Annotated in this window: 22 protein-coding genes; 10 read left to right on the forward strand and 12 right to left on the reverse strand. The window is 37.7% G+C overall.

The window, feature by feature from the left end; all coding sequences use genetic code 11:
• Positions 1 to 107 precede the first annotated feature (107 nt).
• Genes IWC72_RS01965 through IWC72_RS01985 form a run of 5 tightly spaced genes read left to right on the forward strand, consistent with a single transcriptional unit; the run spans position 108 to position 4500 of the window.
• Positions 108 to 1613 carry a helicase HerA-like domain-containing protein gene (locus IWC72_RS01965; protein ID WP_194524585.1) on the forward strand — a complete coding sequence of 502 codons (1506 nt, stop codon included), beginning with the start codon at positions 108 to 110 and terminating at the stop codon, positions 1611 to 1613.
• 46 nt (positions 1614 to 1659) lie between these two features.
• Positions 1660 to 2208, forward strand: coding sequence for a hypothetical protein (locus IWC72_RS01970; RefSeq protein WP_194524586.1), 549 nt, complete (start codon positions 1660 to 1662; stop codon positions 2206 to 2208).
• A 38-nt stretch (positions 2209 to 2246) separates the two neighbouring features.
• Positions 2247 to 3212 (forward strand): YitT family protein, encoded by a 966-nt coding sequence (locus IWC72_RS01975; RefSeq protein ID WP_194528664.1) that lies wholly within the window; start codon positions 2247 to 2249, stop codon positions 3210 to 3212.
• Positions 3213 to 3223: 11 nt separating this feature from the next.
• A complete protein-coding gene (locus IWC72_RS01980; RefSeq protein ID WP_194528665.1) occupies positions 3224 to 4063 on the forward strand; it encodes an alpha/beta fold hydrolase in 840 nt (279 codons plus the stop codon).
• Between the two features lie 11 nt (positions 4064 to 4074).
• Positions 4075 to 4500 (forward strand): VOC family protein, encoded by a 426-nt coding sequence (locus IWC72_RS01985; protein WP_194524589.1) that lies wholly within the window; start codon positions 4075 to 4077, stop codon positions 4498 to 4500.
• Positions 4501 to 4547: 47 nt separating this feature from the next.
• On the opposite strand, the gene IWC72_RS01990 is transcribed toward IWC72_RS01985, so the two are convergent.
• The 5 genes from IWC72_RS01990 to IWC72_RS02010 all read right to left on the reverse strand — a co-directional run bounded on the left by IWC72_RS01990 (position 4548) and on the right by IWC72_RS02010 (position 10176).
• Positions 4548 to 5519 (reverse strand): aldo/keto reductase, encoded by a 972-nt coding sequence (locus IWC72_RS01990; RefSeq protein ID WP_194528666.1) that lies wholly within the window; start codon positions 5517 to 5519, stop codon positions 4548 to 4550.
• A 47-nt stretch (positions 5520 to 5566) separates the two neighbouring features.
• Complete coding sequence (locus IWC72_RS01995) at positions 5567 to 6427, reverse strand: alpha/beta hydrolase (protein ID WP_194524591.1); 861 nt, start codon at positions 6425 to 6427, stop codon at positions 5567 to 5569.
• A 12-nt stretch (positions 6428 to 6439) separates the two neighbouring features.
• On the reverse strand, positions 6440 to 7861 hold the full coding sequence (locus tag IWC72_RS02000) for a Gfo/Idh/MocA family protein (RefSeq protein ID WP_194528667.1): 1422 nt from the start codon (positions 7859 to 7861) through the stop codon (positions 6440 to 6442).
• Positions 7862 to 7900: 39 nt separating this feature from the next.
• Positions 7901 to 8662: a 3-keto-disaccharide hydrolase gene (locus IWC72_RS02005; protein WP_194528668.1), complete on the reverse strand. Its 762-nt coding sequence runs from the start codon at positions 8660 to 8662 to the stop codon at positions 7901 to 7903.
• A gap of 209 nt (positions 8663 to 8871) precedes the next feature.
• Positions 8872 to 10176 (reverse strand): MFS transporter, encoded by a 1305-nt coding sequence (locus IWC72_RS02010; protein WP_194528669.1) that lies wholly within the window; start codon positions 10174 to 10176, stop codon positions 8872 to 8874.
• A 133-nt stretch (positions 10177 to 10309) separates the two neighbouring features.
• Here IWC72_RS02010 and IWC72_RS02015 point away from each other — a divergent pair, with 133 nt between their 5' ends.
• Positions 10310 to 10459, forward strand: coding sequence for a hypothetical protein (locus IWC72_RS02015; protein WP_194524595.1), 150 nt, complete (start codon positions 10310 to 10312; stop codon positions 10457 to 10459).
• A 32-nt stretch (positions 10460 to 10491) separates the two neighbouring features.
• Here IWC72_RS02015 and IWC72_RS02020 read toward each other — a convergent pair whose 3' ends face one another.
• The 5 genes from IWC72_RS02020 to IWC72_RS02040 all read right to left on the reverse strand — a co-directional run bounded on the left by IWC72_RS02020 (position 10492) and on the right by IWC72_RS02040 (position 16874).
• Positions 10492 to 11577 carry a PAS domain-containing sensor histidine kinase gene (locus IWC72_RS02020; protein ID WP_194528670.1) on the reverse strand — a complete coding sequence of 362 codons (1086 nt, stop codon included), beginning with the start codon at positions 11575 to 11577 and terminating at the stop codon, positions 10492 to 10494.
• 286 nt (positions 11578 to 11863) lie between these two features.
• A complete protein-coding gene (locus tag IWC72_RS02025) occupies positions 11864 to 12943 on the reverse strand; it encodes a sensor histidine kinase (RefSeq protein WP_194524597.1) in 1080 nt (359 codons plus the stop codon).
• 144 nt (positions 12944 to 13087) lie between these two features.
• Positions 13088 to 13972 (reverse strand): bifunctional methylenetetrahydrofolate dehydrogenase/methenyltetrahydrofolate cyclohydrolase FolD, encoded by an 885-nt coding sequence (gene folD / locus IWC72_RS02030; protein WP_194524598.1) that lies wholly within the window; start codon positions 13970 to 13972, stop codon positions 13088 to 13090.
• A 46-nt stretch (positions 13973 to 14018) separates the two neighbouring features.
• Positions 14019 to 15356: a signal recognition particle protein gene (gene ffh, locus IWC72_RS02035; protein ID WP_194524599.1), complete on the reverse strand. Its 1338-nt coding sequence runs from the start codon at positions 15354 to 15356 to the stop codon at positions 14019 to 14021.
• 174 nt (positions 15357 to 15530) lie between these two features.
• The gene (locus IWC72_RS02040; RefSeq protein ID WP_194528671.1) at positions 15531 to 16874 is read right to left on the reverse strand and encodes a hypothetical protein; all 1344 of its coding nucleotides are present in this window, start codon (positions 16872 to 16874) and stop codon (positions 15531 to 15533) included.
• Positions 16875 to 17009: 135 nt separating this feature from the next.
• Here IWC72_RS02040 and IWC72_RS02045 point away from each other — a divergent pair, with 135 nt between their 5' ends.
• The 4 genes from IWC72_RS02045 to IWC72_RS02060 all read left to right on the forward strand — a co-directional run bounded on the left by IWC72_RS02045 (position 17010) and on the right by IWC72_RS02060 (position 22194).
• Entirely contained in the window at positions 17010 to 17522 is a 513-nt protein-coding gene (locus tag IWC72_RS02045) for an RNA polymerase sigma factor (RefSeq protein ID WP_194524601.1), read from the forward strand.
• Positions 17523 to 17706: 184 nt separating this feature from the next.
• Positions 17707 to 18618 (forward strand): FecR family protein, encoded by a 912-nt coding sequence (locus tag IWC72_RS02050; protein ID WP_194528672.1) that lies wholly within the window; start codon positions 17707 to 17709, stop codon positions 18616 to 18618.
• A complete protein-coding gene (locus IWC72_RS02055) occupies positions 18599 to 21118 on the forward strand; it encodes a TonB-dependent receptor (RefSeq protein WP_194528673.1) in 2520 nt (839 codons plus the stop codon). Before IWC72_RS02050 ends, IWC72_RS02055 begins: the two co-directional genes overlap by 20 nt.
• An 86-nt stretch (positions 21119 to 21204) precedes the next feature.
• Positions 21205 to 22194 (forward strand): serine/threonine dehydratase, encoded by a 990-nt coding sequence (locus IWC72_RS02060; RefSeq protein ID WP_194528674.1) that lies wholly within the window; start codon positions 21205 to 21207, stop codon positions 22192 to 22194.
• 10 nt (positions 22195 to 22204) lie between these two features.
• On the opposite strand, the gene IWC72_RS02065 is transcribed toward IWC72_RS02060, so the two are convergent.
• On the reverse strand, positions 22205 to 23035 hold the full coding sequence (locus IWC72_RS02065) for a zinc-dependent peptidase (protein WP_226979464.1): 831 nt from the start codon (positions 23033 to 23035) through the stop codon (positions 22205 to 22207).
• A gap of 50 nt (positions 23036 to 23085) precedes the next feature.
• Positions 23086 to 24870 carry an arginine--tRNA ligase gene (argS, locus tag IWC72_RS02070; RefSeq protein ID WP_194528676.1) on the reverse strand — a complete coding sequence of 595 codons (1785 nt, stop codon included), beginning with the start codon at positions 24868 to 24870 and terminating at the stop codon, positions 23086 to 23088.
• Positions 24871 to 24916 lie beyond the last annotated feature (46 nt).

A 24916-nucleotide genomic window follows, 5' to 3' on the forward strand; every position in this document is an offset into this window, starting at 1 on the left:
TTTACACCCAACCTACGCACCAAACTTGCGTTTAACCAAACCCAAACTTCTCTAAAAGTCACCGCTAAACATTAAAAATTCTCTTATTTTTACTCAAAATACAACCAATGGCTACTACAGACGAATTCTTTAAACACATTGAAAGCGGTTACGCTACCAAAGGTGATTATATTGTAATGGGAGCGGCAATGCTTAATGAAGAAGCCATTACCAACGCACACGTAAAGGTTCCTTTAAAAACATTGAACCGTCATGGACTCATTGCCGGAGCTACCGGAACGGGCAAAACAAAGACACTCCAAGTTCTAGCCGAAAATCTATCTGACAAAGGTATTCCGGTTTTACTGATGGATTTAAAGGGAGATTTAAGTGGTATTGCACAACCCAGCCCAGGGCACGCAAAAATTGATGAACGCCACGCTAAGATAGGCCTGCCGTTCGAGGCCAAATCTTTTCCTGTGGAAATCCTTTCGCTCTCGGAACAAGACGGTGTTAAGCTTAGAGCTACCGTTTCTGAATTTGGCCCCGTACTTTTATCCCGTATTCTAGACCTTACGGAAACCCAAGAAGGAATTGTTGCCGTAGTTTTTAAATATTGTGATGACAATAAACTTCCACTTTTAGACTTAAAAGATTTTAAAAAAGTACTGCAATATGCTACTGGTTCCGGCAAAGCCGAATTTGCTAAAGATTACGGTAGAATTTCATCTAGTTCCACAGGTGCTATTCTCAGAAAAATAATAGAGTTAGAACAGCAAGGAGCCGATTTATTTTTTGGTGAAAAATCATTTGATGTAGACGATTTAACACGGGTGGATGAAGAAGGAAGGGGATTCATTAATATTTTGAGATTAACCGATATCCAAGACCGCCCAAAATTGTTTTCTACGTTTATGTTGAGTCTATTGGCTGAGATATACAGTACTTTCCCTGAGCAAGGCGATAGTGACAGACCGGAATTAATTCTGTTTATAGACGAGGCCCACCTTATTTTCAACGAAGCCTCCAAAGCATTATTAGACCAAATTGAGAGTATTGTAAAGCTCATTCGCTCAAAAGGTATTGGACTTTATTTTGTTACCCAAAACCCTGCAGATGTTCCTAACGAAGTACTGTCGCAATTAGGGCTTAAAGTACAACATGCGCTCCGTGCATTTACGGCCAGAGATAGAAAGGCAATAAAGCTTACGGCAGAGAATTATCCTATTTCCGAGTATTACGATACTAAAGAAGTTCTAACATCTTTGGGTATTGGAGAAGCTTTGATTTCTGCACTGGATGAAAAAGGGAGGCCTACGCCACTAGCCGCTACTTTGCTCCGAGCTCCTATGAGTCGCATGGACGTATTGACGGATAGCGAGCTAAAATCTGTAATAAAGAGCTCCAAACTAGTCAAAAAATATGGTGAAACCATAGACCGTGAAAGCGCTTATGAAATTCTAAACGAAAAGATAGAAAAGGCTGAAAAAGAAGCCGAAAAAGAGAAAGCAAAACCAAAAACAAGCTCGAGAAGAAGAAGTACCAGTACAAGACAGAATCCGGTTATAAAAGTATTGACCAGTGCCACTTTTATTCGTGGTGTTCTGGGTGTACTGAAAAAAGTTATGCGATAAAGTAAAACATAACTTTCAGATTTAAACAAACAATTTACATACGTACATGAAAAGTATATTAGTTAGCATTTGCCTAATCGTTTGCCTAGCAAGTTGTAATAAAGAAAAGGATACCTCTTTTTCAATAATTAAAGATCGTGTTGGCAAATTGGACCGTATCAGTTTGGTCCGGGACTTAAAAATTATTTATGAAAACGATTCAATTGTAAAAGATAGTACCAGTACCAACAGTGCCAATAACAGTAGAAAAGTAAAGATTTTTGAAAAAGGAGGGAAATCGTTATTAACACTTACTCCCAATTCGGATAGCATACCTACCATTGAAAACATTAGAATTGAGGATGCTCGTTTTACTACAGATAAAGGAGTTGGCCTGAATAGTACTTTTAAAGATATCAAAGACAATTATACCATTAAAAAGGTCATCACCTCAATGAATAATGTGGTTATTCTTTTAAAGGATAGCGATGTCTATTTTACGATCAGTAAAGAGCAATTACCTTCTAGTTTGCGTTATGCTTCAAGTGTAAATATTGAAGCCGTACAAATTCCTGATGAGGCCAAAATTAAGTATATGATGGTCGCCTGGGATTAGTTTCCCCAACAACTTTTTTCCAAATTTAAACCCGTACCATGAATCCATTATTACAATATATCTTGGTACAACGGGCCAAGTCCAAGCTGAAAGGCAAAAAGACAATTGCCAAGAGGCAATTAGTCAAAGAAGTAAGGTATGGGCAAGTAGAGTTTATACATGCCATTAAAGAAATCCTTTTTATAGCCATTGGCGTAGGTGCTGCGGGCTTCGGCTTAAAAGGTTTTTTATTGCCCAATCACTTTATTGATGGTGGCGCCACGGGTGTCTCACTTTTAATCCAGGTGAAATCTAATATCTCACTCGGTATTTTATTAGTATTGGTGAATATTCCATTTATCCTTCTTGGTGCTAAAACAATCAGCAAGAAATTTGCAATACGAAGCATTTTTGCAATTCTAGCTCTTGCCATTGTTGTTCATTTTGTCCCTTACCCTATTATAACCAGTGACAAACTATTGATAGCTGTTTTTGGAGGTTTTTTTCTGGGCCTCGGCATTGGTATGGCCATGCGAGGTGGCAGCGTTATAGATGGCACGGAAGTGCTCGCTATTTACCTCAGTAGAAAGTGGCACTTAACCATTGGAGATGTACTTCTACTTATTAATATTCTTATTTTTTCTGCAGGTGCCTATCTATTGAGTATTGAAACAGCTCTATATGCCATTCTCACCTATTTAGTGGCTGCCAAGACCGTAAACTACGTGGTAGATGGAGTTGAAGAATATATTGGTGTTACCGTAATTTCACCTCATAATGAGGATATCCGAGTTATGCTTACCGAAAAAATGGGAAGAGCTTGCACCGTATATAATGGAAAAGGAGGTTTTGCCAAAGATGGTACTGCACGTATTTCTACAGAAATTATTTATACCGTAATGACCCGACTAGAACTAGCAAGACTAAGCACTGAAATTGACAAAATAGATAAAAATGCCTTTATTGTTATGGGCGTTGTAAAAGATATTAAAGGGGGAATGATTAAAAAGAAACCTCTAAAATAACTCAAAGGCTTATGAAAAAAACTTTGAATAAAATGCTTCCGAAGGTTTACGGTCGGTATTTTAATTTACTTGCCCGAGCATCTAAAAAAAGAGCTGCAGAAAAAGCTTTTTATGTTTTCTGTACGGTCAGAAAGGGAAAGGTTTTACCTAATCAAAAGGAGTATTTAGATAAAGCCAAAAGTGACACCCTAACAGTAAAAGACTATACTTTACAAACCTATTATTGGCCAGGCAGCAAGGAAACCGTCCTCTTAGTTCACGGATGGGAGAGCAATACTTTTAGATGGCGTAACCTCATTACCAAACTTCAGGAAGCCGATTATAACATAATAGCTTTTGATGCTCCTGCTCATGGGTATTCTTCTGGTAAATACTTAAACGTCCCCTTATATTCAGATGGTGTACAAGCCATGATTGACAAGTATGCCCCAAAATATCTGATTGGACATTCCGTAGGAGGTATGACATTAATGTACAACGAGTTTTACCATAAAAATGAAAGCGTTGAAAAAATGGTTACCATTGGCTCTCCTTCTGAATTTTACGAAATAATGGATCATTACCAACGATTACTCGGTTTTAACATTAAAGTCCGTAAGGCCTTAGAAGCTTTTGTTTTTGACCGTTTTGGATTTACTGTAAAGGAATTTTCATCATCACGCTTCGCTGAAACAAATAGTAAAAAAGGTTTATTGTTTCATGACGAATTGGACAAGCTAGCCCCTTTCCATGCCTCGGAAGCTGTTCATGCACATTGGAAAAACAGTACTTTTATTCGCACAAAGGGCCTTGGCCATTCCATGCACCAAGAACATATAAATGACCAAATTATAGATTTTTTAAATAATTAATTCTGAAAACCATGCAAGATGTAACTCCTTTTCATATCGCCATACCCGTTCATAATTTGGACGAATGCCGCACATTCTATAGAGAAATATTAAACTGTGAAGAAGGCCGTAGTAGCGACCATTGGGTAGATTTCAATCTATTTGGACATCAATTGGTCATTCATTACAAACCAAAAGCCAACTCGGAAGACCTCCACAGCAACCCTGTAGATGGCAAAAATGTTCCTGTACCCCATTACGGTGTTGTTTTACCTTGGAAAGTTTTTGAATCTTTCTCAGAAGAGCTAAAAAACAAAAATGTTCAATTTGTAATAGAACCTTATGTACGTTTTAAAGGAGAAACCGGGGAGCAAGCTACCATGTTCTTTTTAGACCCTGCAGGAAATGCATTGGAATTCAAAGCCTTTAAAGATATGGGGCAATTGTTTGCGAAGTAAAAGAACTACCACTTTTCGGCTGCGCTCAGAGTGGTAGTTCTTTATTTCTATTGAGACCATTCTGTGGGCTTTCTTACCCAACGGTGTTTTTGTAATTCGTCAACTAACTCTTTTGGCAATCCTTTACCATCACTGGTAGCGGTATTAGCCAGAACATTGCGTTCTTTTCGCATTCCCGGAATAGTTGTCCCTATAGTTTTATTCTCTAATATAAACCGAAGTGCCATCTCAGCCATAGTCATTCCTTCCGGAATTAATGGTCGTAATGCATCTGCATGGTCCACACTAGAATTCAGGTTTTCAGGCACAAAATAAGTCCCACGCCAGTCGCCTTCAGGAAAAATGGTTTCCTTGGTCAGGTTTCCGGTCAATGTACCTTCATCAAAAGGAACACGGGCAATTACCGCAATATCCATCTCCTCGCACAGCGGAAAAAGTACGTCTTCCGGATTTTGGTCAAAAATATTATATATTACCTGAATAGCGTCTATTAACCCCGTTTTTATGGCCTTAATACCGTTCTCTGGCTCCCAACGGTTCACGCTAATTCCCATAGCTCCTATTTTCCCAGCTTTCTTCAAATCCTCAATAGCACGTTGCCACTCATCACGATGAGACCATCCATCATCCCATGTATGAAACTGCATCAAGTCAATACGCTCCATACCTAGATTCGTCAAAGTTTTTTCAGTATACTCTATGATATGGTTTGTTGGATATGAATCCTCAAATGCATATTCCGGTCTTGCCGGCCAGTTGAAATTTTTAGGCGGAATCTTACTTGCCGTATACAGTTTAGTTTTGAGATGCCTTCGAACGAGTTCACCAAGCAACTCTTCACTATGACCTTCACCGTAACCCCAAGCTGTATCAAAAAAATTGACTCCGTTTTCAACCGCAAGGTCTAGAGATTTTGCAGATTGTTCATCATCAGACTGTGTCCAGCCGGCCATTCCCCACATTCCGTATCCTACTTCACTTACTTGCCAACCGGTTCTCCCGAATCTTCTATAAATCATTCTATATTTTTAATATTATTTTATTCCTCTAAAAAGGATATTTATCTCTAATGTTGATGAAAAGCATCGGAAACAAAACCAAGAACGACCGGTAAAGATTCCCGCCAGTACGTCCAAGTATGGCCGCCATCGCGCACTCGGTATTCATGTGGAATTTTCTTTTTTGTCATGGCAATATGCACTAAACTATTGCCCTCGAACAAGAAATCATCATCACCACAATCTATATACCACCTAACGGATTTAACATCCTCTTCCGGTACGGTCTTTAACAACTCCAACGCATTATGCTTTTTGAAATATTCCTTTATTTCAGCTTCACTATACTTTACATCGCTTTGCTTTAACCGCTCTTTAAAGTCGGCAATAGTTAACGGTCCAACATAAGCACTTAATGGACAAGCCGAAGAAAAGAGTTCAGGCCGGTGCATTGCATACATAAAGGTTCCTCCTCCCCCCATGGAAAGTCCAGAAATAGCCCTGTAACGTTTTTCGGCCTTAATGCGGTACTTCTTTTCTATATGGGGCATAAATTCCTCAAAAAAGAAATCCTCATAACGCCAATCCTTTCCTTGATTAAAATAACCACGTTTACCTGTGTTGGCATCCGGCATCACAATTATCATTGGTGTGGCCGTTCCTTCTTTTATTGCATTATCCGTAATGCGCAGGACCTCTCCAAACTGTACCCAGCCTGTTTGGTCATCACCTGCCCCGTGCAGCAAATAAAGAACCGGATAGGAGCGTTGTGAAGTTTCATAATCCGGAGGCAAGTATACCGCGTACTTCCGCTCCCCTTTTAAGATTTCACTCTTTAATGTCAATTCATCGAACACCTTTCCTGTTTGACCGAAAACAGAAACACTTAGAAAAAGACCAATGAAAACTGTAGAAATTAATTTATTCATTTTTACTTCCTATTAAAACTCTCGGTAATCACCACCTAAGAATTGATTGGCTTCATCCTCGGAAAATTTAGCACTCTGCGCATCCCAATGTAAGGTCTGATTTGGAAAACGACCTGCAATTACACCCAGCAAAATGGTTTCCGTTAATCGTCCTGCATAAGAAAAAGGAGCTGTAGTCTGGCCTTTACCTAAACAAGCGTCTACAAACTGATGATAGTGCTTTGGACCTTCCGTATCATAATTACGAATAGGCTCTCCTAAATTATTGGCTTTGGAAACCTCGGCAATTTCTTTGGAGATATCCACATACTTGCCCTTTACGATTTTCTTTGGCAATTGCATAAAATGAGGTAATAACAAACGTCCTTTTTTACCAATAAACATAGCTCCTTGATCAGGTAATTGCCCTGCTCCGGCAACACCTGCATCTAACGATATGTCATTTTTTTGTTCAGCGCCATTTTTTTGTTGATTGCCGGCACCTTTGCTGTCCGGCAGTTTTAAATCTTCATGCTCTGGCGGCATTCCAGGGCCGTCATACCAAATCCATTTAAGGTTTTTAGTAGTGTATTCCGTTCCGGGAAATTCATAAGTTACCGTATTGTTCTCAGGAAAACCGTAACCGTTAGGCTCACGACATTCATTCTTAATAGTTAAGGGTACATCTAAGTTTAAAGCATTGTAGGGCGTATCAAAAATGTGCACACCCATATCCCCTAGCGTACCACAACCATAATCCAACAACCTTCTCCATTTACCAGGGTGGTAATAGCCTTCTTTATAAGGGCGCTCTTTGGAAGTACCCAACCAAAGGTTCCAATCCAATTGATCTGGAACCGGATCTTCCCCTTGAGGCTCTTCTCCGTTATAACCCCATGATTTTGGAGACCAAGCATGTACGGTATGAACCTTGCCGATTATACCGCTTTGAATTAAAAGAGTAGCCAAGCGGTAATCATAAAAAGAATGTACCTGAATACCCATTTGGGTAACCAAATTCTTTTCTTTGGCCAATTGCATCATTTTTCGGGATTCATCTACATAATGGGTCAACGGCTTCTGACAATACACAGGCTTGTTCATTTCCATTGCCATTAAAGAAGCAGGCGCATGGGTATGGTCCGGTGTAGAAACGACTACAGCGTCAATCTCATCACCCATTTCGTCTAGCATTGCCCTATAATCAAAAAACACACGTGCCCCTGGGTGCAGTTTATGTGCTTTTGCCAAGTTAACAGAATCAACATCGCATAACGCAACAACATCCACGGAACTGTGGGAAGCAATTGCATTCAAATCATCGGCTCCCATATTACCCACACCAATGTGGGCCGTTCTAAGTCGTTTGCCATTTTGAAAAGCCCATGCCGCATTGGGCAGTAAGGCGAAAGAAGATACGGCCGCTGCGCTTTTTAAGAATTCTCTTTTATTCATTTTCAAGTAGTTTGATTATTGAGGTTGTTCTCTATTTTTTTATAATTCTTTAATTTTTACATTCTTCAACCAAAGCGGACTATCATGATCTTGAAAACCGATATATCCCTTTTTAAAAGAGCCATATTTTGGTGCATCTTTCCATTTTCCTTGAGCTTTACGCTCTTCCCAGTCTTCTGACCATGGCACGAAAGACAGTAGTTTTTTTCCGTTGAGCCAATGTTCTACATTTTCTGGCGTAAAAATGATACGGGACGTATTCCACTCTCCTGCAGGTTTCACTATTTTTTGACTTATATCTGGCAAATGCATGGCATAATCAGCACCTGTTTTTTGCCATTCCTCTAATTTGGCATTATTGATTTCTTCCCACTTTAAATCATCTAACATCTGGTATTCTGGAGAAACTTCGGGTATGCTCCAATCGCCTTCTTGAATATGGTATAATAGTCCGCTATTACCACCTTCAGGGATTTTCCATTCCCAGTACAGCTCAAAATTATCGAACTCTTGGGCCGCATAGATAATATCCTTACCGCCTTTTCTATTTGCTTCAGTTCGTTTTTCCGTATCAAAAGTTAAGGCTCCATCCTTAACTACCCATTGTGGTGGCAAATCGTCCCCATTATAAGCTCGCCAACCATCTGTAGTAGTTCCATCAAATAGGTAAATCCATTCATCAGCAGTTTCGTTTGTGGTAACTGTTTCTATTGTTGCTTTGGATTCTTCTTTTTGTTTTTCTTGATTTTTACAGGAAATTAGAGCTACCGATATAGATAGCATCAGGGCGAGGTTTTTCATTAACAATGGTTATTTAAGTCTTTGTTTTAATAAAACTATTAGCAACAGTGTCTAAATCTAATAACATTGGAACAAGAATCAAAGCGCACAGTTTTTAGGGCAACGTGAGGCATGACTATTGTCATTAATATTTCAGAATAAAAAATAAATACAGACTCGTTATAAACGAAACGAAAAGGTAGCCAATTTAACCGAACCCACCAAGTAAATTATTGAGGGTTGTTCGCCCTAATGGAAGCAATAGACAGGAACAAGATAAATGTAAGCCCCAGATACCCTAGCAATCTGTAGGACCCAAAAGTGCTAAAACAAAGACTAAAAATAGGCGGAGCAAGCGCACTTGCCAAAATTAAAAAAGACATGACTTTTCCTGTGATAGCCCCTAAATGTGTACGCCCATAAAAGCGAGGCCAAACTATAGCATTCAGAACAGCAAAGAAGCCCCCTAGAATACCAAAGCCGCCAATAAGCAATGGAATACCAAAAGAAGAGGATAAAAACAAAAAACCAACCGAGGCCATAATACCCCCTAAAATCATCAAATACAAATAGAGTTTTAGATGTAGATAATCACTAAGAAAATTAAAAACTAACGAAAACGTGACTGCAACAACAGATGCCGGTAAAAAGATTGAGATAGCATCATCTTTAGAAAACCCCTCACTAGCAAAAACAGAAACGACGTGAAAAGTGAGGCCCGTTATAAAAAAGCTATTAAATGACAGTATAAGACCATACATCCAAAACGCCCTGGTCTGTTGTGCTTCTTTGGCGGTATATTGCTTGGCTACTGGCATTCCAGTGGACGTTTCTTTATCCTCTAAAATTTCACCATCAGGAAGTAAGCCATGCTCTTCAGGCCTATTCTTATAAAATTGTAAAATGAAAAATGAAAAAATCAATAATGCCGCTGCTAATATTTGCCAAGCAACCTGCCAACTGTAGCCTTCTATTAAAGCATTGACCCAAAGTGGTGAAGACGAAAAACCAAATGAGATGGCTACACTACTCAGTGCATTGACCTTTCCTCTATTTTTATCAAACCAAATCATAATAACATTACGCGATGCCATGGTAAGTACTCCTTGACCAGAAAACCTAAGCATAAAAAACAAACACGCCATTATCACAAAGGGAATAAGCCATGTATCTACATCTAACATTGTTTTTACAAACTCACTCATCTGCACAGACCATGAACATAGCATAAGAGCTACCGCTAAGGTGATCGCAGCAAAAAATGCTACATAACGCGCACCATATTTATCAAACCAGATACCTGCACGACCAATAACCAATGAACTGCATATGGTTCCTATCATATAGGCGTTGCTAAATTGGTTTCGGGTTAATCCCAACGCATCTTTTACTGGGTCTGTAAATACGGAAACCCCAATGGTTTGCCCTGGAATACTGCAGTAAATGCCAATAGTACCAATTACCAGAATTACGTACCCATAAAACACTGGACTTTTAGCTGGGTCTATGAAAGAAAATTGGTTTTTATTGGACATCTATAGAAGGAAAGTGCCAAAAGTAGTAGTTTCAATAGAGCTCATAAATTTTTAGAGGTAAAGATTATGAAAAATCTATACGGAAATGAGCTTTTGAACGTTATGAATAGACTAAACTTATTAGCAATTACCCATGAAAAAATTTGCGGCCGTACTGTTTGTCCTAACAGTAATCATTATTTTGAGCAGCTGTAGTATTGATGATAGTAATGACATTGAGGTTATAAAGCCCGGCGACACTGTACTTACCGGAAAGGTGACGCACAAGAAATTTCTGAACTAAGTGCCTAAGCGTTTGGGAAACTATTTAGATTCTTAAATCAAATCTCCAAACATAATTGTGAAGGTACTACCTTGATTTTCGATACTATCTACCGAAATACTCCCTCCTAAACTGGTTACATTTTTTTTCACCAAATAAAGACCTAAACCTTTATTATCACGGGAATCACTACGGTTATTATTCAAATCAAAAATTTGAGCCCCCACCTTTTTCATATCAAAACCTAATCCGTTGTCTTTATAGATTAGTTTTTTGTGCCCATTCTTAATTTGAGTTGTAATAGAAATGACAGGAACAACCCCTGGCTTAGCGTATTTAATAGAATTAGATATTAAATTCAGAAAAATACTTTTCATATAACTCCTTTCAAAAAGCACCCACTGCGCCTCAGTAAAGTCTACCTCGAATTGAACTTTAGCATGACTCGCCAAAGTATCAATTGATTCTTTTACATGTTGAAAAACTTCATCAAAACATACAAGTTCTAATTCCTGTTCTAAAACCTCATCCTCCGCAACAGCATCAATATAAGCATTCAACGAAGTCTTTAAACCATTGGCAGAACGCTTTATATGTTCCAATACAGTCAAAACGGTTTCATCCTTAATCTTGCTAGTATCTAGCATATCAACAAGAAATACCAAATTATTTACAGGTGATTTTAAATCGTGAGATGTTATATGATTCAGTTGCATTAACCTATCATTTATTCTGGACAAATCAGTTACATGAGAAATGCGTTCGTTCTCCAAATCCTTCTTAAAGGTTACATCTTTACCTATGGCATATACAAATTTCTCGTCTTCTGATCTAGTGGCCGTCCAATGCATCCAAACCAACTTTCCGTTTTTACAGACGTATCGATTCTCAAAATTAAGTAAGGGTATACCATGAACTAAATTCTCACCATGCTTTATGGTCGCATCTATATCTTCCTCATAAATAAAATCAAATACAGGCTTTGAATACAGCTCTTCTTCTGTGTATCCCAAAAGCTTTGCAAATGCAGGATTTACTTTTTTGAAGTACCCTTCAAAATCTGCGATACACAGATTATCTATTGACAAATTAAAGAATGGTTCTAGTTCAAAATCTAGAGTTTCGATTAGCTGCTTCATGGAGTTGGTATAGTCTAGTTAGCCTAAAACGCTCGTTACAAGACAATTGTTGTCCAACTTTCCATTATTTTTATTTAAAGGGCAATTTTTTAACTATAACGACGTTTGTTTATGATTTTTACAAAAAAACTAAACAATTACGCTATGAGGATTTACCTCCTTTTTTACCCTCAACCATTCTTTTACTCAATAGAACAACTGACACCTATAAACAAATGATTTTTACCTATCTATTCCCCAGTTTATGCTAATGTAGCGCATATTAGAAAAGAGATACACAACTAAATTAAGATTTAAACTTAATTGTAAACGTACTCCCTTTATTAACCTCACTATCTACATTTATAGTACCACCAAGACTTGTAATATGACTGTGTACTAGATAGAGCCCTACCCCTTTACTGTCTTTTGTACCGTGAAATCTTTGGTTTAAATTAAATACAAGGTGTCCCACCTTGTCCATATCAAATCCAAGTCCGTTATCAGTAAACACAAATGAGCTTTCACCATTAACTTGATTTGTGGTTATTCTAATTTCTGGGAAAACATGGGGTTTTGCATACTTAATTGAGTTTGTAATGAGATTAAGAAAAATACTTTCCATATAAGAAGTATTAAATCTAACGCTCTCCAGAGCCGAAAAGTCTAAAAAGAATTTTGCTTTAGAATCTTCAATTAAAGAACTAATTGAACTTTTTACCTTCTGAAAAACCTGATCAAAACAAACTTCTTCAATACGGATACTTACCTCTTCGTTTTCCTTTAAAGCATCTACATAAGAATCTAGAGTAGTTTTAAGACCTTCTGCAGACAGTTTTATATAATCGAGAATCTTAGCGGTTTCTTCTTTGTTATTTTCTTCAAGGCCCAGTATATCCACTAAGTATAATAGATTATTCACAGGCGATCTTAAATCATGTGAAGTGGTATAATTTAACTGCTTAAGTTTTTGGTTTATCTGGGAAAGATGCGCTACATGTGAAACACGTTCAGACTCTAGATTCTTTTTATGAGTTACATTTTTAGCAATAGCGTATACCAATTGTTCATCTGGTATAGGAATAGAGGTCCAATGTAGCCATATTAATTCTCCTGATTTGCATATGTATCTGTTTTCAAAATTAACAAGGGGTTTGCTTTTAAGTAAGCTTTCACGATGCGAAGCAGTGATCTCTCGATCCTCCTCATAAATAAAATCAGAAATTAAGGTAGAAAATAGCTCCTCTTCTGAATAGCCGAGAAGTTTCACAAAGGCCGGGTTTACTTTTCGAAAATACCCATCAAAACCCGCCACACATAAAGAGTCCATTGACAGGTCAAAAAAGGGATCCAGTTGTATATTTACGGGAGCTACGGCTTCTGGCATTTTTTGGTTGGTTTTATAAAACCAAAACGTTGAATTACGTTAAAATGTTGTTAGCCTAATAACAGAAATATCTAATAATCAAAAAATTACACGAATACCCATCAATGAAGAGCTTTCTATTCGGTTAAATCATTAATTAGATAATTAGTTAGTATTTCTATGCCGCTCCCTTGCCAAAAGAGTATTTTTTAACAACATAGCAATGGTCATTGGACCAACACCACCAGGAACAGGAGTAATAAACGAAGCTTTTTTACTTACTGGTTCAAAATCAACATCTCCCGTAATGTAATATCCTTTTTCTTTAGTTTCATCAGTAACTCTGGTAATACCTACATCAATAATAACAGCTCCCTCTTTAACCATTTCTGCTTTCAAAAAATGAGGCACGCCTAATGCGGATACAATTATATCTGCCTGCAAAGTAAGTTCTTGAATATTCTTTGTTCTACTATGAGCAAGAGTTACCGTACAGTTTGCTGCCTCGCCTTTTTGACTCATTAAAATACTAATTGGCCTACCTACAATATGGCTACGCCCTATAACTACTGCATGCTTGCCCTGAGTATCAACTTTGTACCGCTTTAAAAGCTCCATAATACCAAATGGGGTCGCAGAGATAAATGTCTCCATATCTAACGCCATTTTTCCAAAGTTAGCCGGGTGAAATCCATCTACGTCTTTATCAGGGTCAACCGCCATCAAGATTTTTTCCTCATCTATATGTTTTGGCAACGGAAGCTGAACAATATAACCGTCAATATCCGAATTGGCATTGAGGTCTGCCACTTGCTTTAGCAATTCTTCTTCAGTGGTTTCGCTAGGTAAGTGAATTAATGTAGACTCAAAACCAATTTTCTTGCAAGAACGTACTTTACTACCTACGTAGGTTAAACTAGCACCATCATTACCCACAAGAACGGCCGCCAAATGAGGTACTTTCTCACCTCGCTCTTTCATGTTCGCTACCTCAATAGTAATCTCGTCCTTTATTTCGTTGGAAACTTTTTTTCCGTCTAGTAATTTCATCGTATTCGGTTATGGTCTAAACTCGTCTTGTTTTTTATTTACGGCTTTACTGCATTCCTTTCATGTTGCCCATCATCTGCATCATTTTTTTACCGCCGCCACCTTGCATCATCTTCATCATTTTGCTCATTTGGTCAAACTGCTTTAAAAGCTGATTTACTTCCTGAACTTCTCTACCGCTTCCTTTGGCTATTCTCTTTTTACGGCTCACGTTTAATTTAGAGGGATTAGCACGTTCATCTGGGGTCATACTGTGAATAATAGCTTCTATATGTTTGAAGGCATCATCATCAATATCCAAGCCTTTAAGCGCTTTTCCGGCACCTGGTATCATTCCCATCAAATCTTTAATGTTACCCATCTTTTTGATTTGCTGAATCTGGGAAAGGAAATCGTCAAAACCGAATTTATTCTTGGCTATTTTCTTTTGGATCTTACGAGCTTCTTCTTCATCGAACTGCTCTTGAGCACGTTCTACTAAAGAAATAACATCACCCATACCCAAAATACGTTCGGCCATACGTGAAGGATGAAAAACGTCTATAGCTTCCATCTTTTCGCCCGTACCGATAAACTTTATAGGCTTATCGACTACCGATTTAATTGAAATGGCAGCTCCACCACGAGTATCACCATCTAATTTGGTAAGTACTACACCGTCAAAATTTAAAATATCGTTGAAAGCCTTTGCTGTATTCACAGCATCTTGACCGGTCATAGAATCCACTACAAAAAGTGTTTCTTGAGGCTGAATGGTCTTATGAATTTCAGAGATTTCATTCATCATCTCTTCATCTACCGCCAAGCGACCTGCGGTATCTATAATCACGACATTATACCCTTCTGATTTTGCTTTGGCTATACCAGCCTCAGCTATCTTTACCGGGTTTTTCTCATCACGATCTGAGTATACCTCAACTCCTATCTGCTCACCAACAACGTGCAACTGGTCAATCGCTGCCGGACGATACACGTCACAAGCTACCAATAAAGGTTTTTTTGTTTTCTTCGTCTTCAGAAAGTTTGCCAGTTTACCTGAAAAAGTGGTTTTACCCGAACCTTGCAAACCTGACATTAGGATTATAGAGGGTGTAGCCGAAAGGTTAATACCTTCGGTTTCACCACCCATTAGCTCAGTAAGTTCATCTTTGACAATCTTTACCATTAACTGGCCAGGCTGTAATGTGGTCAATACATCTTGACCCAAAGCTTTTTCTTTGACCCTATTGGTAAACTCTTTGGCTATTTTAAAGTTAACATCGGCATCCAACAAAGCCCTACGGACTTCTTTAGTCGTTTCGGCAACATTAATTTCCGTTATCTGCCCATGGCCCCGTAGGGTATGTAGGGCTTTATCTAGCTTATCACTTAAATTGTCAAACATCGTCTTACTTGCTTTTGAAGAAAGGCAAATTTAATAATAACTGAGGGAAAGAAGGGGGTGGAAAGAAAAAAATATGACCTCATAAAAAAAGCACCCATCTTTAGATGGATGCTCTTTAAAAATCTGTGGGGCAAAATAGGTCTCTGGTTACGCTAAACTATTAAATATCAAAAGCTAGTTGCAAATTTTACTTAAAACAACCACTTGTTCTTTTCTCTTTATTTTCATGTATTCATCCCCACACTCAAGCACCTGCCAATCACCAGAATAATTATCTAACGCCTGACCTAATCCACTGAATGTCAATATATTTTCTTCTACCACCCAAGTTCCTTCATCAACCACTTTTCCATTGGCGTCATAAACAAGCATACGCTGCTCTGCAAAATCGATGTTCAAATCTTCAAAGAATTCTCCTTTCTCATCTGTTATTTTCCAAGTGCAAACGCTTAATCTATTTTGAATAATTTCTGCATTACACACTTCTGGTTGGTACTCGCAATCTTTTTCTAGCACCATAGAATCATCATCAACGAACATTTTAATCTTACCTTCTTTTATTTCATAGACCTTCCAAGTATTATTAAAGACCATATTTTCTTCAAAATCCAGTTTTAATACAATTCTATAATCAACCACCGAAGTACTCCAATCGCCCTCTATATTATATCCATTAGAACCATAGGCAATAACTTTTCCTTCTTCTTCAAAAGAAAAAGTGTAATTGCTATACTGCTCGGATTGGTCTATACTCTTTTGCTGTACTTGTACAAAATTCCATGGGCACTGCACTAAAACGTTATCTAATTGTTCTTTTGTAAAATCGTCATCATTATGGTCATTATCATCATCCTCATCACATGCTTCCTTTGCCTGATTTAGGATTGTAGCGAGTTCAGCATTGGTATTGGCTACCACCTCTGTACTATCTGTATATTTTAAAGTGATGGGAAAATCAAAACTAATAAGATCAGCATCTTCCAGACCGGCAAAGAACCTTCTTAATTCTACATCGTACGCTACAGTTACGGATGCAGTTTGCTGAAAATTGGGGTTATACGTAAAAACTGTTGCAGGATATACCAAATCAATACATTCTATATCGGCATCCAAACCTCCTTCTACACATTGGGAAGCTGTTTTTTGCAAATCTTCTTTACCATTTATAGTCACTTCTGTATAATCTGCCATGGTTATTGTAATAGGAAAAACAATATCCATAGTACTATTTAAACCTTCAAGACCATCTAAAGTTTCTTCTAAAACCTGGAGGCCTTCCATAGCTTCTATAGTTAAGGTTACATCATTAACTACCACTGTATATGGAAACTGAATATCAAAACAACTTGCGCCATCTACTATATTATCATAGGAACCGTCATTAGATACCATTTCTTTCATTAGCTCTAATGGTACAGAATCAAAAGATAAAGTTTGTTCCTTATCTATTGTTTCTTCCAAAGGCTCCTCATCTTGACAAGAGGTCAACGCCATTAGCAAGGCTAGTAGGAAAGCCACTAATGAAAATTTAAAACACTTCTTCATATTGATTGGGAATTTAGGGGAACTTTAATTCTGAAACAACCCATAATTAAAATACCCTACTTGCACAGATTCGATTTTTTCAAATACCTTTGAAAAAAATTACCCTAATTGGAAACCAAAAATACAGGCAATGTTTGCGAAGAGCAAGTCTTTGATACAATTTTCAAAGCTAATTCTAAAACGGTTTTCAACTATATATATTATAAATTTGGCAATGAGGAAAAGGCACATGACGCTGTCCAAGAAGCTTTTGTAAAACTTTGGGAAAATTGCATCAAGGTTTCTCCCGAGAAAGCCAAGTCGTTTGTTTACACCGTAGCTAATAATCTGTACCTAAATGTGATAAAAGCGGAAAAGGTACGTTTAAAGTATGCGGAAAAGACACTTAAGGTTACCCATGAGTCACCAGAGTTCTTATTGGAAGAAGAGGAATTCAAGCAAAAATTGAACCGTGCTCTGGACAGTTTACCAGAAAACCAACGTACTACTTTTCTACTGAACCGTATAGATGGAAAGAAATATGCCCAGATAGCCGAAATGGAAGGCGTAAGCGTTAAGGCTATTGAAAAGAGAATGCATTTGGCATTAAAGTCGCTTAGGGAAAAGATTGAGGGGATATAACTTTAGTAGTTAGTAGTTAGTAGTTAGTAGTTAGTAGAAGTTAAAAAATATTGAGCAATCGATGGTTGATGGTTGATGGTTGATGGTTGATAAAATAATTCTTTTGTTATACCGAACAAGTATTGACAATAAAAAGTAGGGTATTTATGTAACGAATTGTTACTAAGGCATAAAGCTAGAATTGATGCAAGAAAATCACTTAGCAAAATGGTTGAACAATGACCTCACAGAGGCAGAGCTCGCAGAGTTTAAAAAATCTGCCGAGTATGCTTCCTATGAGCGTATTGTTGCCGCTTCCAGTCAGTTGCAAGCACCTGACTTTAATGCGGATGAAGCCCTTATGGCTATAAAGAACCAGCGTACCTTACAGGATACGAAGGTTGTACAATTGCACCCTTTCAAGAAATTCTTGCGCATTGCAGCGGCAGCTGCGGTTATTATGTTCGGTTCTTATTTTTATCTGAATACTTTGGATGAAAATATTGTTACCGAATATGCCGAGACTAAAGAAGTTATTCTTCCGGACAACTCAAAAGTACAGTTAAATGCTGATTCTGAAATTTCTTTCAGCGAGAGAAAATGGAGCAAAGAGCGTAATGTTGAACTTAAGGGCGAGGCATTTTTTAAAGTAGCCAAAGGAAAGCGTTTTACGGTTGCTACAGAGGCTGGCACAGTTGCCGTTTTAGGAACTCAGTTTAATGTAGAAAATAGAAAAGGATTTTTTGAAGTTACCTGTTTTGAAGGTTTGGTAAGTGTTTTGTTTAATGGAAAAGAGACCAAACTACCAGCAGGCTCTTCGTTTGTTATTATAGACGATACTATTATAGAATCTCCAGAATCCAAATTATTGCAACCCTCATGGATGAACAATGAAAGCACGTTTAAGAGCGTGCCTTTAAAATATGTTCTTGATGAGTTCCAAAGACAGCATAACATTACCGTAGAAACACAGGGTGTTGACTTGGAACAATTGTTTACTGGAACTTTTAGTAATACGGATAGGAAAATTGCGTTAAAGAGCATAAGCGCACCCTCGCAAATAAAGTTTAAATTTGAGGGCAGCAAAGTGCTCTTCTATGTCGATAAGAATCCGTAAACTTCTTCTTTTTATTGTAGGTATTACGTGTTTCCTAATCTCACACGACACCATAGCTCAAAGTGGTGACAAGATTGATTTGTCAATTTTCTTACAGCAGTTAGAACAGGAATTCAATATAAAATTTTCTTATGCGGATAATGAAATTTATGACCTTGAAATCCATATTCCCAAGAAAGACTTATTAGTAGATATTCTTAATGATATTAAGTATCAAACGCAAGTTGAGATAGAAAAACTCAACGAACGTTATTATACGCTTACCAAAAGCAACTTCGTATCCATCTGCGCTACAGTTCTGGACAACTTTAAAATGAATACACTTTACGGTGCCAGCGTAAAGGTTCTTGGAACCAATATTTCTACAATTCTAGATGATAGCGGTACATTTACACTGTACAACATCCCTAGAAATTCCTCACTCCAAATTAAACACCTTGGTTATAAGACCTTATTTGTAAGTGCTGACGATTTAATAGTAAAAGAGCCCTGCAGTACACTCTTATTGGCTCAATTTTACCAGCAATTAGACGAAGTGATCGTTTATGAATTCTTAACAAAAGGACTCGTTAAACAACTAGATGGGAGCCTACAAATGAACAGTGAAGAATTTGGCATTCTACCGGGACTGATAGAACCGGACATTCTTCAAACCGTTCAGGCATTACCCGGAATTGAAAGTACGGACGAAACTGTATCCAACATTAATATTCGCGGGGGCAGCAATGACCAAAATCTGATCTTGTGGGATGGTATAAAAATGTACCAATCCGGACACTTTTTTGGATTGATTTCTGCTTTTAACCCCTACTTAACAGACAAGGTTACGCTCATAAAAAATGGAACTGCAAGCGAATATGGCGATGGGGTTAGCGGCATCATAGATATGCACACTAAAGATGACATAGCAGATACCTTTTTTGCCGGAGCAGGATTCAACCTTATTGGTGGCGATGTTTACGGACACCTTCCGGTAAATGAAAAGCTAGCGGTACAGTTTTCCGCCAGGCGCTCTCTTACGGACTTAATAGATACGCCAACCTACGATAAGTTCTTTACTCGTGTTTTTGACGATAGCCAAGTGGCACAAGAAGGTAATTTCTATTTCTACGATTTTACAGGGAAGCTACTATATGACATCAACGAAAAACAAAAACTTCGTTTTAGCTTTATCAACATTAATAATTTGCTGGATTATACAGAGCGAAATATAGGTGATGACACTGAAATTCAGAGTGCTTTAAACCAAAAAAACCTTTCTTTTGGAACAAGTTTAAAGAGTGATTGGACTAAAAAATTCAACACTTTTTTAAATCTTTACCACACACGCTACAAACTTGATGCTCGTAATATTTCCGGTAATGCAGAGCAGATTCTTTTTCAGAATAACGAGGTTCAAGAAACAGCCCTAAAACTAAACACCAATTATGTACCTAATGAAAATTTAACCTGGCTTAATGGCTATCAATTTACGGATACGGGTATTGCCAATGAAACATCGGTAACACAGCCTCCTTTTGAGAGCAACGCACGGAATGTAATTAAAAGTCACGCTCTTTTTTCAGAACTTACCTTTACTTCTACGGATAAAAAAGTATTTGCCAGAGGTGGGTTACGACTGAATTATTTGGAGAACCCGGGTACATTTAAAGAATACATTTTAGAACCTAGGCTAAGTTTTAATTATGCTTTTACCAGACACCTAAAAGTTCAGGCGTTAGGGGAATTTAAAAGTCAGGCCACCAATCAAATTATCGATTTAGAGCAAAATTTTTTAGGTATAGAAAAGAGAAGGTGGATTGTTTCCGATGGCGACAAATTGCCCATTACCAAAAGTAAACAGGGGTCCATAGGTATCAATTACGACCATCAAAATTTTTATGTTGGCGTCGAAGCCTTTTACAAAGAAGTAGACGGTATTAGTACTTCTACCCAAGGTTTTCAGAACCAAAATCAGTTTAACGGAGAAATAGGAAAGTATGATGTAAAGGGCGTTGAATTCCTAATCAATAAAAAAACAGATAACTACAGTGTATGGGCCAGCTACACCTACAATTTCAATACTTATAATTTTTCTGAAGTCGTTCCCCCAGATTTTCCGAATAATTTAGACATTAGACATGCGGCAACATTTGCCGGCACTTACACCTTAGAAAATTTTAAATTTGGTATCGGCTTAAATTATCGTACCGGTAAACCCTATACGGAACCTGATGTAGAAGAACCTATTAACTCTACTTTCTTCCCAAACAGAATTAATTACCAAGAACCCAATAGCAGCAGACTACCCGAATATTTACGTACTGATGTTTCCGCTATTTACAATTTTAATATCACCAAAAAACTTAAGGCTTCCGCAGGTGTTTCCGTTTTAAACTTTACAAGTCGAAAAAATATACTAAACTCTTATTATCAGTTTAATGACGAAGGTCAAATCGAAAAAGTAGAGACTTTTTCTCTAGGTCTCACTCCCAATATGAATTTTAGGGTTAGATTTTAAAGTAAATACTAGAAGGCATCCCCAAAAATTATAATTAATTTTAACGGACACTTTATTCCTTTTTCATCTTTTAAGCTCCCTTTAACATGCCCACACTAGAAGACATTCAAAAAGCTAGAAAACGTATTGGCGGTTATGTACATAAGACTCCTATTCTGACCTCATCACTTCTAAACGATTGGTTAGGTCACGAGATTTATTTCAAAGCGGAATGTCTTCAAAAAATAGGTGCTTTTAAAGCAAGAGGCGCATGCAATACATTGGCCTGGCTCATAGAAAATAATGACCGCCCTAATCATGTAATTGCCAATAGCTCAGGAAACCACTCACAAGCCGTGGCGTGGGCTGCCAAGCAATTCAATATTCCGGCTACTATTTACATGCCTGCTTATTCGTCTAAAATAAAAATTCAAGCTACCCAATCTTATGGTGCTAAAGTAGAGCTTTGTGAAGACCGAAATATTGCTGATGCACGGGTTCTTGCAGCGTCTAAAGAAGAAGGAGTTTATTGGGTACCACCATTCAATCATCATCAAGTTATTGCCGGACAAGGTACTGCAATCTGTGAAGCATTAGAGCAAGTATCTGACATAGACGCTGTATTTGCCCCTTGTGGTGGTGGTGGATTGTTATCGGGTACGGTTATCGCTACCAATGCAATATCACCCAAAACTCAAGTTATCGGTGTTGAACCTTTGAATGCCAACGACGCGGCAGAATCATTGCGAACAAACAAAATTCAAAGGTTAACCTCAACTCCAGATACGCTAGCAGATGGCGCTATGACTATGGCTGTTGGCGATATAACTTTTGAATATTTGAAAAGACTAGATGCCATGTACGAGGTTGAGGAATCAAAATTAATTTATTGGACACAGTGGCTCACGCATTTATTAAAATTACATGTTGAACCCACCAGTGCAATGGCTATGGAAGGTGTTGTACAATGGTTAAAACATAGTACTACCAAAAAACGAGTTATAGTACTATTATCTGGAGGGAACATCGATCATACCAATCAAAATAAAATTTGGAATACGAATCACTTAGATTCCAGACCAAGTATTAAACCATAATCTCAAAAAATCATGATTCAACAGCTAACTCTCCGGAAAATTGTTTAGGAATAATTTGAAAATCAAAGCCTAGCATTTTTTGAATAATTCCATATAGTTCTGGAAAATCAGCTAAGAACTTTTGAGGAGTTTCTGCATAATTTTCTACAGCAACAGAAAAAAATTCTTGAAGATTGGTCATTCCGTATTCTCTAAAATAATTAGAATCTGCCAATTTTTGAGCATAACCCTCTCTAAGAAAAAGTTCCTTTATTTTTTTGAGTCCTACTCTAAACTTACGCGATTCCCAAGAACTCTTGCGAATCATCTGAAAACTAAGAGCATGGGCAAATTCATGTAGCGCTAAGTTTAAATTATCATCAGAAATTCGGAACCCTTCCCAAATAGTATCCGCGGAAAAAATAGCAGTTTTAAAACCAGGGTTGTATTCCCCCAAATGATGTCTTCGGTTGATTCGTGAATAATACTTTGACGGGTAAACGATTATTCGTAACAGCGACTGCCGCATTTTATAATCTTTCAAACCTAATGTCATCAATATTGCAGAAGCACTTAAAAGTAATTTCAGCTCCTCTTTTTTATCTACCTGCCCGTAGAAAATAAACTTTTTTCTACTTCTGAACCACATAATACGCTTATCACACTTCTCTCGTAATGAAATGGGTAGCTCAGAATAAATCGCAAAATTATCTACTAGTAGCTGCTTATCTTTAGCAGAAAGAGGCTTTGTTCTCACAAAGGGATTTAGAGCATAATGGCCAATGATATAATATACCATGTACAGCGTCTGAATACACAGAAGGGCTACAGCCAAAATTTTTAAATTATACTCTGTAAACATATGGTTTACAACTCTAAATATGAATTTAAATTGCACAGGCGAACGCCTGATTACATACGTTCTGGCACATCAATACCCAAAAGCCGGAATGCTGACGCAACCACTTCACTAACTTTCTGAGAAAGTTGCACACGTAACACCTTTTTGTTCGTATCGGTTTCACCCAAAATAGAAACTTGCTGATAGAACGAATTAAACTCCTTTACCAAATCATAGGTATAATTGGCAATCAAAGCTGGACTATAATTTTCTGCGGCCAGCTGAATCACTTCCGGGTACAATTGCAGTTGTTTGATAAGCTCCTTTTCTTTGATATGCAAGCCATTAATAGCACTGACATCTACCTTAGAAGTCGTATCAAAATCAGCCTTTCTTAAGATAGATTGAATACGTGCGTAAGTGTATTGAATAAACGGACCTGTGTTTCCTTGAAAATCGACAGATTCTTCTGGGTCAAAGAGAATACGTTTTTTAGGATCTACTTTTAGAATGTAATATTTGAGAGCTCCGAGGCCAATCAACTTATAAAGTACATTTTTCTCATCGGCAGAATACCCTTCAAGCTTGCCCAATTCTTCAGATATTTGAGCAGCAGTACTCGTCATATCGTTCATTAAATCATCAGCATCTACAACCGTACCTTCCCTACTCTTCATTTTACCGCTTGGCAAATCTACCATACCGTAACTCAAATGATGTAGGTTTTCAGACCAAGAGAAGCCTAGTTTTTTCAATATTAAGAACAATACTTTAAAATGGTAATCTTGCTCGTTACCCACAGTATATACCATACCACCAACATCGGGGTAATCTTTTACCCTTTGTATGGCCGTACCAATATCTTGGGTCATATAAACAGCTGTACCATCTGACCTGAGTACTATTTTTTCATCAAGACCATCATCGGTAAGGTCTATCCAAACACTACCATCTTCTTTTTTATAAAATATGCCTTTTTCAAGTCCACCGGCCACTACATCTTTACCTAATAAGTAAGTATCACTTTCATAGTATAAGGTATCAAAATCTACACCCAGGTTTTTATAGGTAACATCAAAACCCTTGTATACCCAGCCGTTCATTTCTTTCCAAAGTGAAACAACCTCTTCATCACCCGCTTCCCATTTTTGAAGCATTTCTTGAGCTTCCAACAGAATAGGCGCTTCTTTTTCTGCTACCTTTTTATCGGTTCCCGCTGCAACCTTTTCGGCTATTTCGGCCTTGTAGGCTTTATCAAAAGCAACATAGTAGTTACCTACCAATTTATCACCTTTTAACCCGGTGCTCCCCGGTGTCTCCCCATTTCCAAAACGTTGCCAAGCCAACATACTTTTACAAATATGAATACCTCGATCGTTTATAATTTGAGTCTTATACACCTTCTTGCCCGAAGCTTTTAAAATCTCGGCAACCGAATATCCTAAGAGGTTATTTCTAATATGCCCTAAATGCAATGGCTTATTGGTGTTAGGTGAAGAATACTCTACCATAATAGCATCTGTTTCCTTTTGAGAAACATAACCATAGCTTTCATTATCTTTTATCCCATTAAAGAAATCAAGATAAAAAGCATCACCCACCACTAAATTCAAAAACCCCTTAATTACATTAAAACCAGTAACCTCAGCTACTTCTTTTTCCAGATACGCACCTATTTTCTCACCTATTTGAACAGGGTTTCCTTTTACGAAACGAAGCATAGGAAATACCACAATAGTTACATCACCTTCAAAATCTTTTCGGGTAGGTTGAAATTCCACCGATGGAAGATCTATTTCAAAAATAGCCGCTACCGCCTCTTTAACCTTGGTTTCTAAAATTGCTTGAATACTCATATAATCTATCGTTTCAGGCTGCAAAACTAATCATTTTTTACGCTTT

Source organism: Zobellia roscoffensis (assembly GCF_015330165.1).
Lineage (GTDB): Bacteria > Bacteroidota > Bacteroidia > Flavobacteriales > Flavobacteriaceae > Zobellia > Zobellia roscoffensis.

Bases quoted from the DNA above. Each gene is read 5' to 3' on its own strand.
- IWC72_RS01965 (WP_194524585.1), top strand. From the start codon at position 108: ATGGCTACTACAGACGAATTCTTTAAACACATTGAAAGCGGTTACGCT.
- IWC72_RS01970 (WP_194524586.1), top strand. From the start codon at position 1,660: ATGAAAAGTATATTAGTTAGCATTTGCCTAATCGTTTGCCTAGCAAGT.
- IWC72_RS01975 (WP_194528664.1), top strand. From the start codon at position 2,247: ATGAATCCATTATTACAATATATCTTGGTACAACGGGCCAAGTCCAAG.
- IWC72_RS01980 (WP_194528665.1), top strand. From the start codon at position 3,224: ATGAAAAAAACTTTGAATAAAATGCTTCCGAAGGTTTACGGTCGGTAT.
- IWC72_RS01985 (WP_194524589.1), top strand. From the start codon at position 4,075: ATGCAAGATGTAACTCCTTTTCATATCGCCATACCCGTTCATAATTTG.
- IWC72_RS01990 (WP_194528666.1), bottom strand. From the start codon at position 5,519: ATGATTTATAGAAGATTCGGGAGAACCGGTTGGCAAGTAAGTGAAGTA.
- IWC72_RS01995 (WP_194524591.1), bottom strand. From the start codon at position 6,427: ATGAATAAATTAATTTCTACAGTTTTCATTGGTCTTTTTCTAAGTGTT.
- IWC72_RS02000 (WP_194528667.1), bottom strand. From the start codon at position 7,861: ATGAATAAAAGAGAATTCTTAAAAAGCGCAGCGGCCGTATCTTCTTTC.
- IWC72_RS02005 (WP_194528668.1), bottom strand. From the start codon at position 8,662: ATGAAAAACCTCGCCCTGATGCTATCTATATCGGTAGCTCTAATTTCC.
- IWC72_RS02010 (WP_194528669.1), bottom strand. From the start codon at position 10,176: ATGTCCAATAAAAACCAATTTTCTTTCATAGACCCAGCTAAAAGTCCA.
- IWC72_RS02015 (WP_194524595.1), top strand. From the start codon at position 10,310: ATGAAAAAATTTGCGGCCGTACTGTTTGTCCTAACAGTAATCATTATT.
- IWC72_RS02020 (WP_194528670.1), bottom strand. From the start codon at position 11,577: ATGAAGCAGCTAATCGAAACTCTAGATTTTGAACTAGAACCATTCTTT.
- IWC72_RS02025 (WP_194524597.1), bottom strand. From the start codon at position 12,943: ATGCCAGAAGCCGTAGCTCCCGTAAATATACAACTGGATCCCTTTTTT.
- folD (WP_194524598.1), bottom strand. From the start codon at position 13,972: ATGAAATTACTAGACGGAAAAAAAGTTTCCAACGAAATAAAGGACGAG.
- ffh (WP_194524599.1), bottom strand. From the start codon at position 15,356: ATGTTTGACAATTTAAGTGATAAGCTAGATAAAGCCCTACATACCCTA.
- IWC72_RS02050 (WP_194528672.1), top strand. From the start codon at position 17,707: ATGCAAGAAAATCACTTAGCAAAATGGTTGAACAATGACCTCACAGAG.
- IWC72_RS02055 (WP_194528673.1), top strand. From the start codon at position 18,599: ATGTCGATAAGAATCCGTAAACTTCTTCTTTTTATTGTAGGTATTACG.
- IWC72_RS02060 (WP_194528674.1), top strand. From the start codon at position 21,205: ATGCCCACACTAGAAGACATTCAAAAAGCTAGAAAACGTATTGGCGGT.
- IWC72_RS02065 (WP_226979464.1), bottom strand. From the start codon at position 23,035: ATGTTTACAGAGTATAATTTAAAAATTTTGGCTGTAGCCCTTCTGTGT.
- argS (WP_194528676.1), bottom strand. From the start codon at position 24,870: ATGAGTATTCAAGCAATTTTAGAAACCAAGGTTAAAGAGGCGGTAGCG.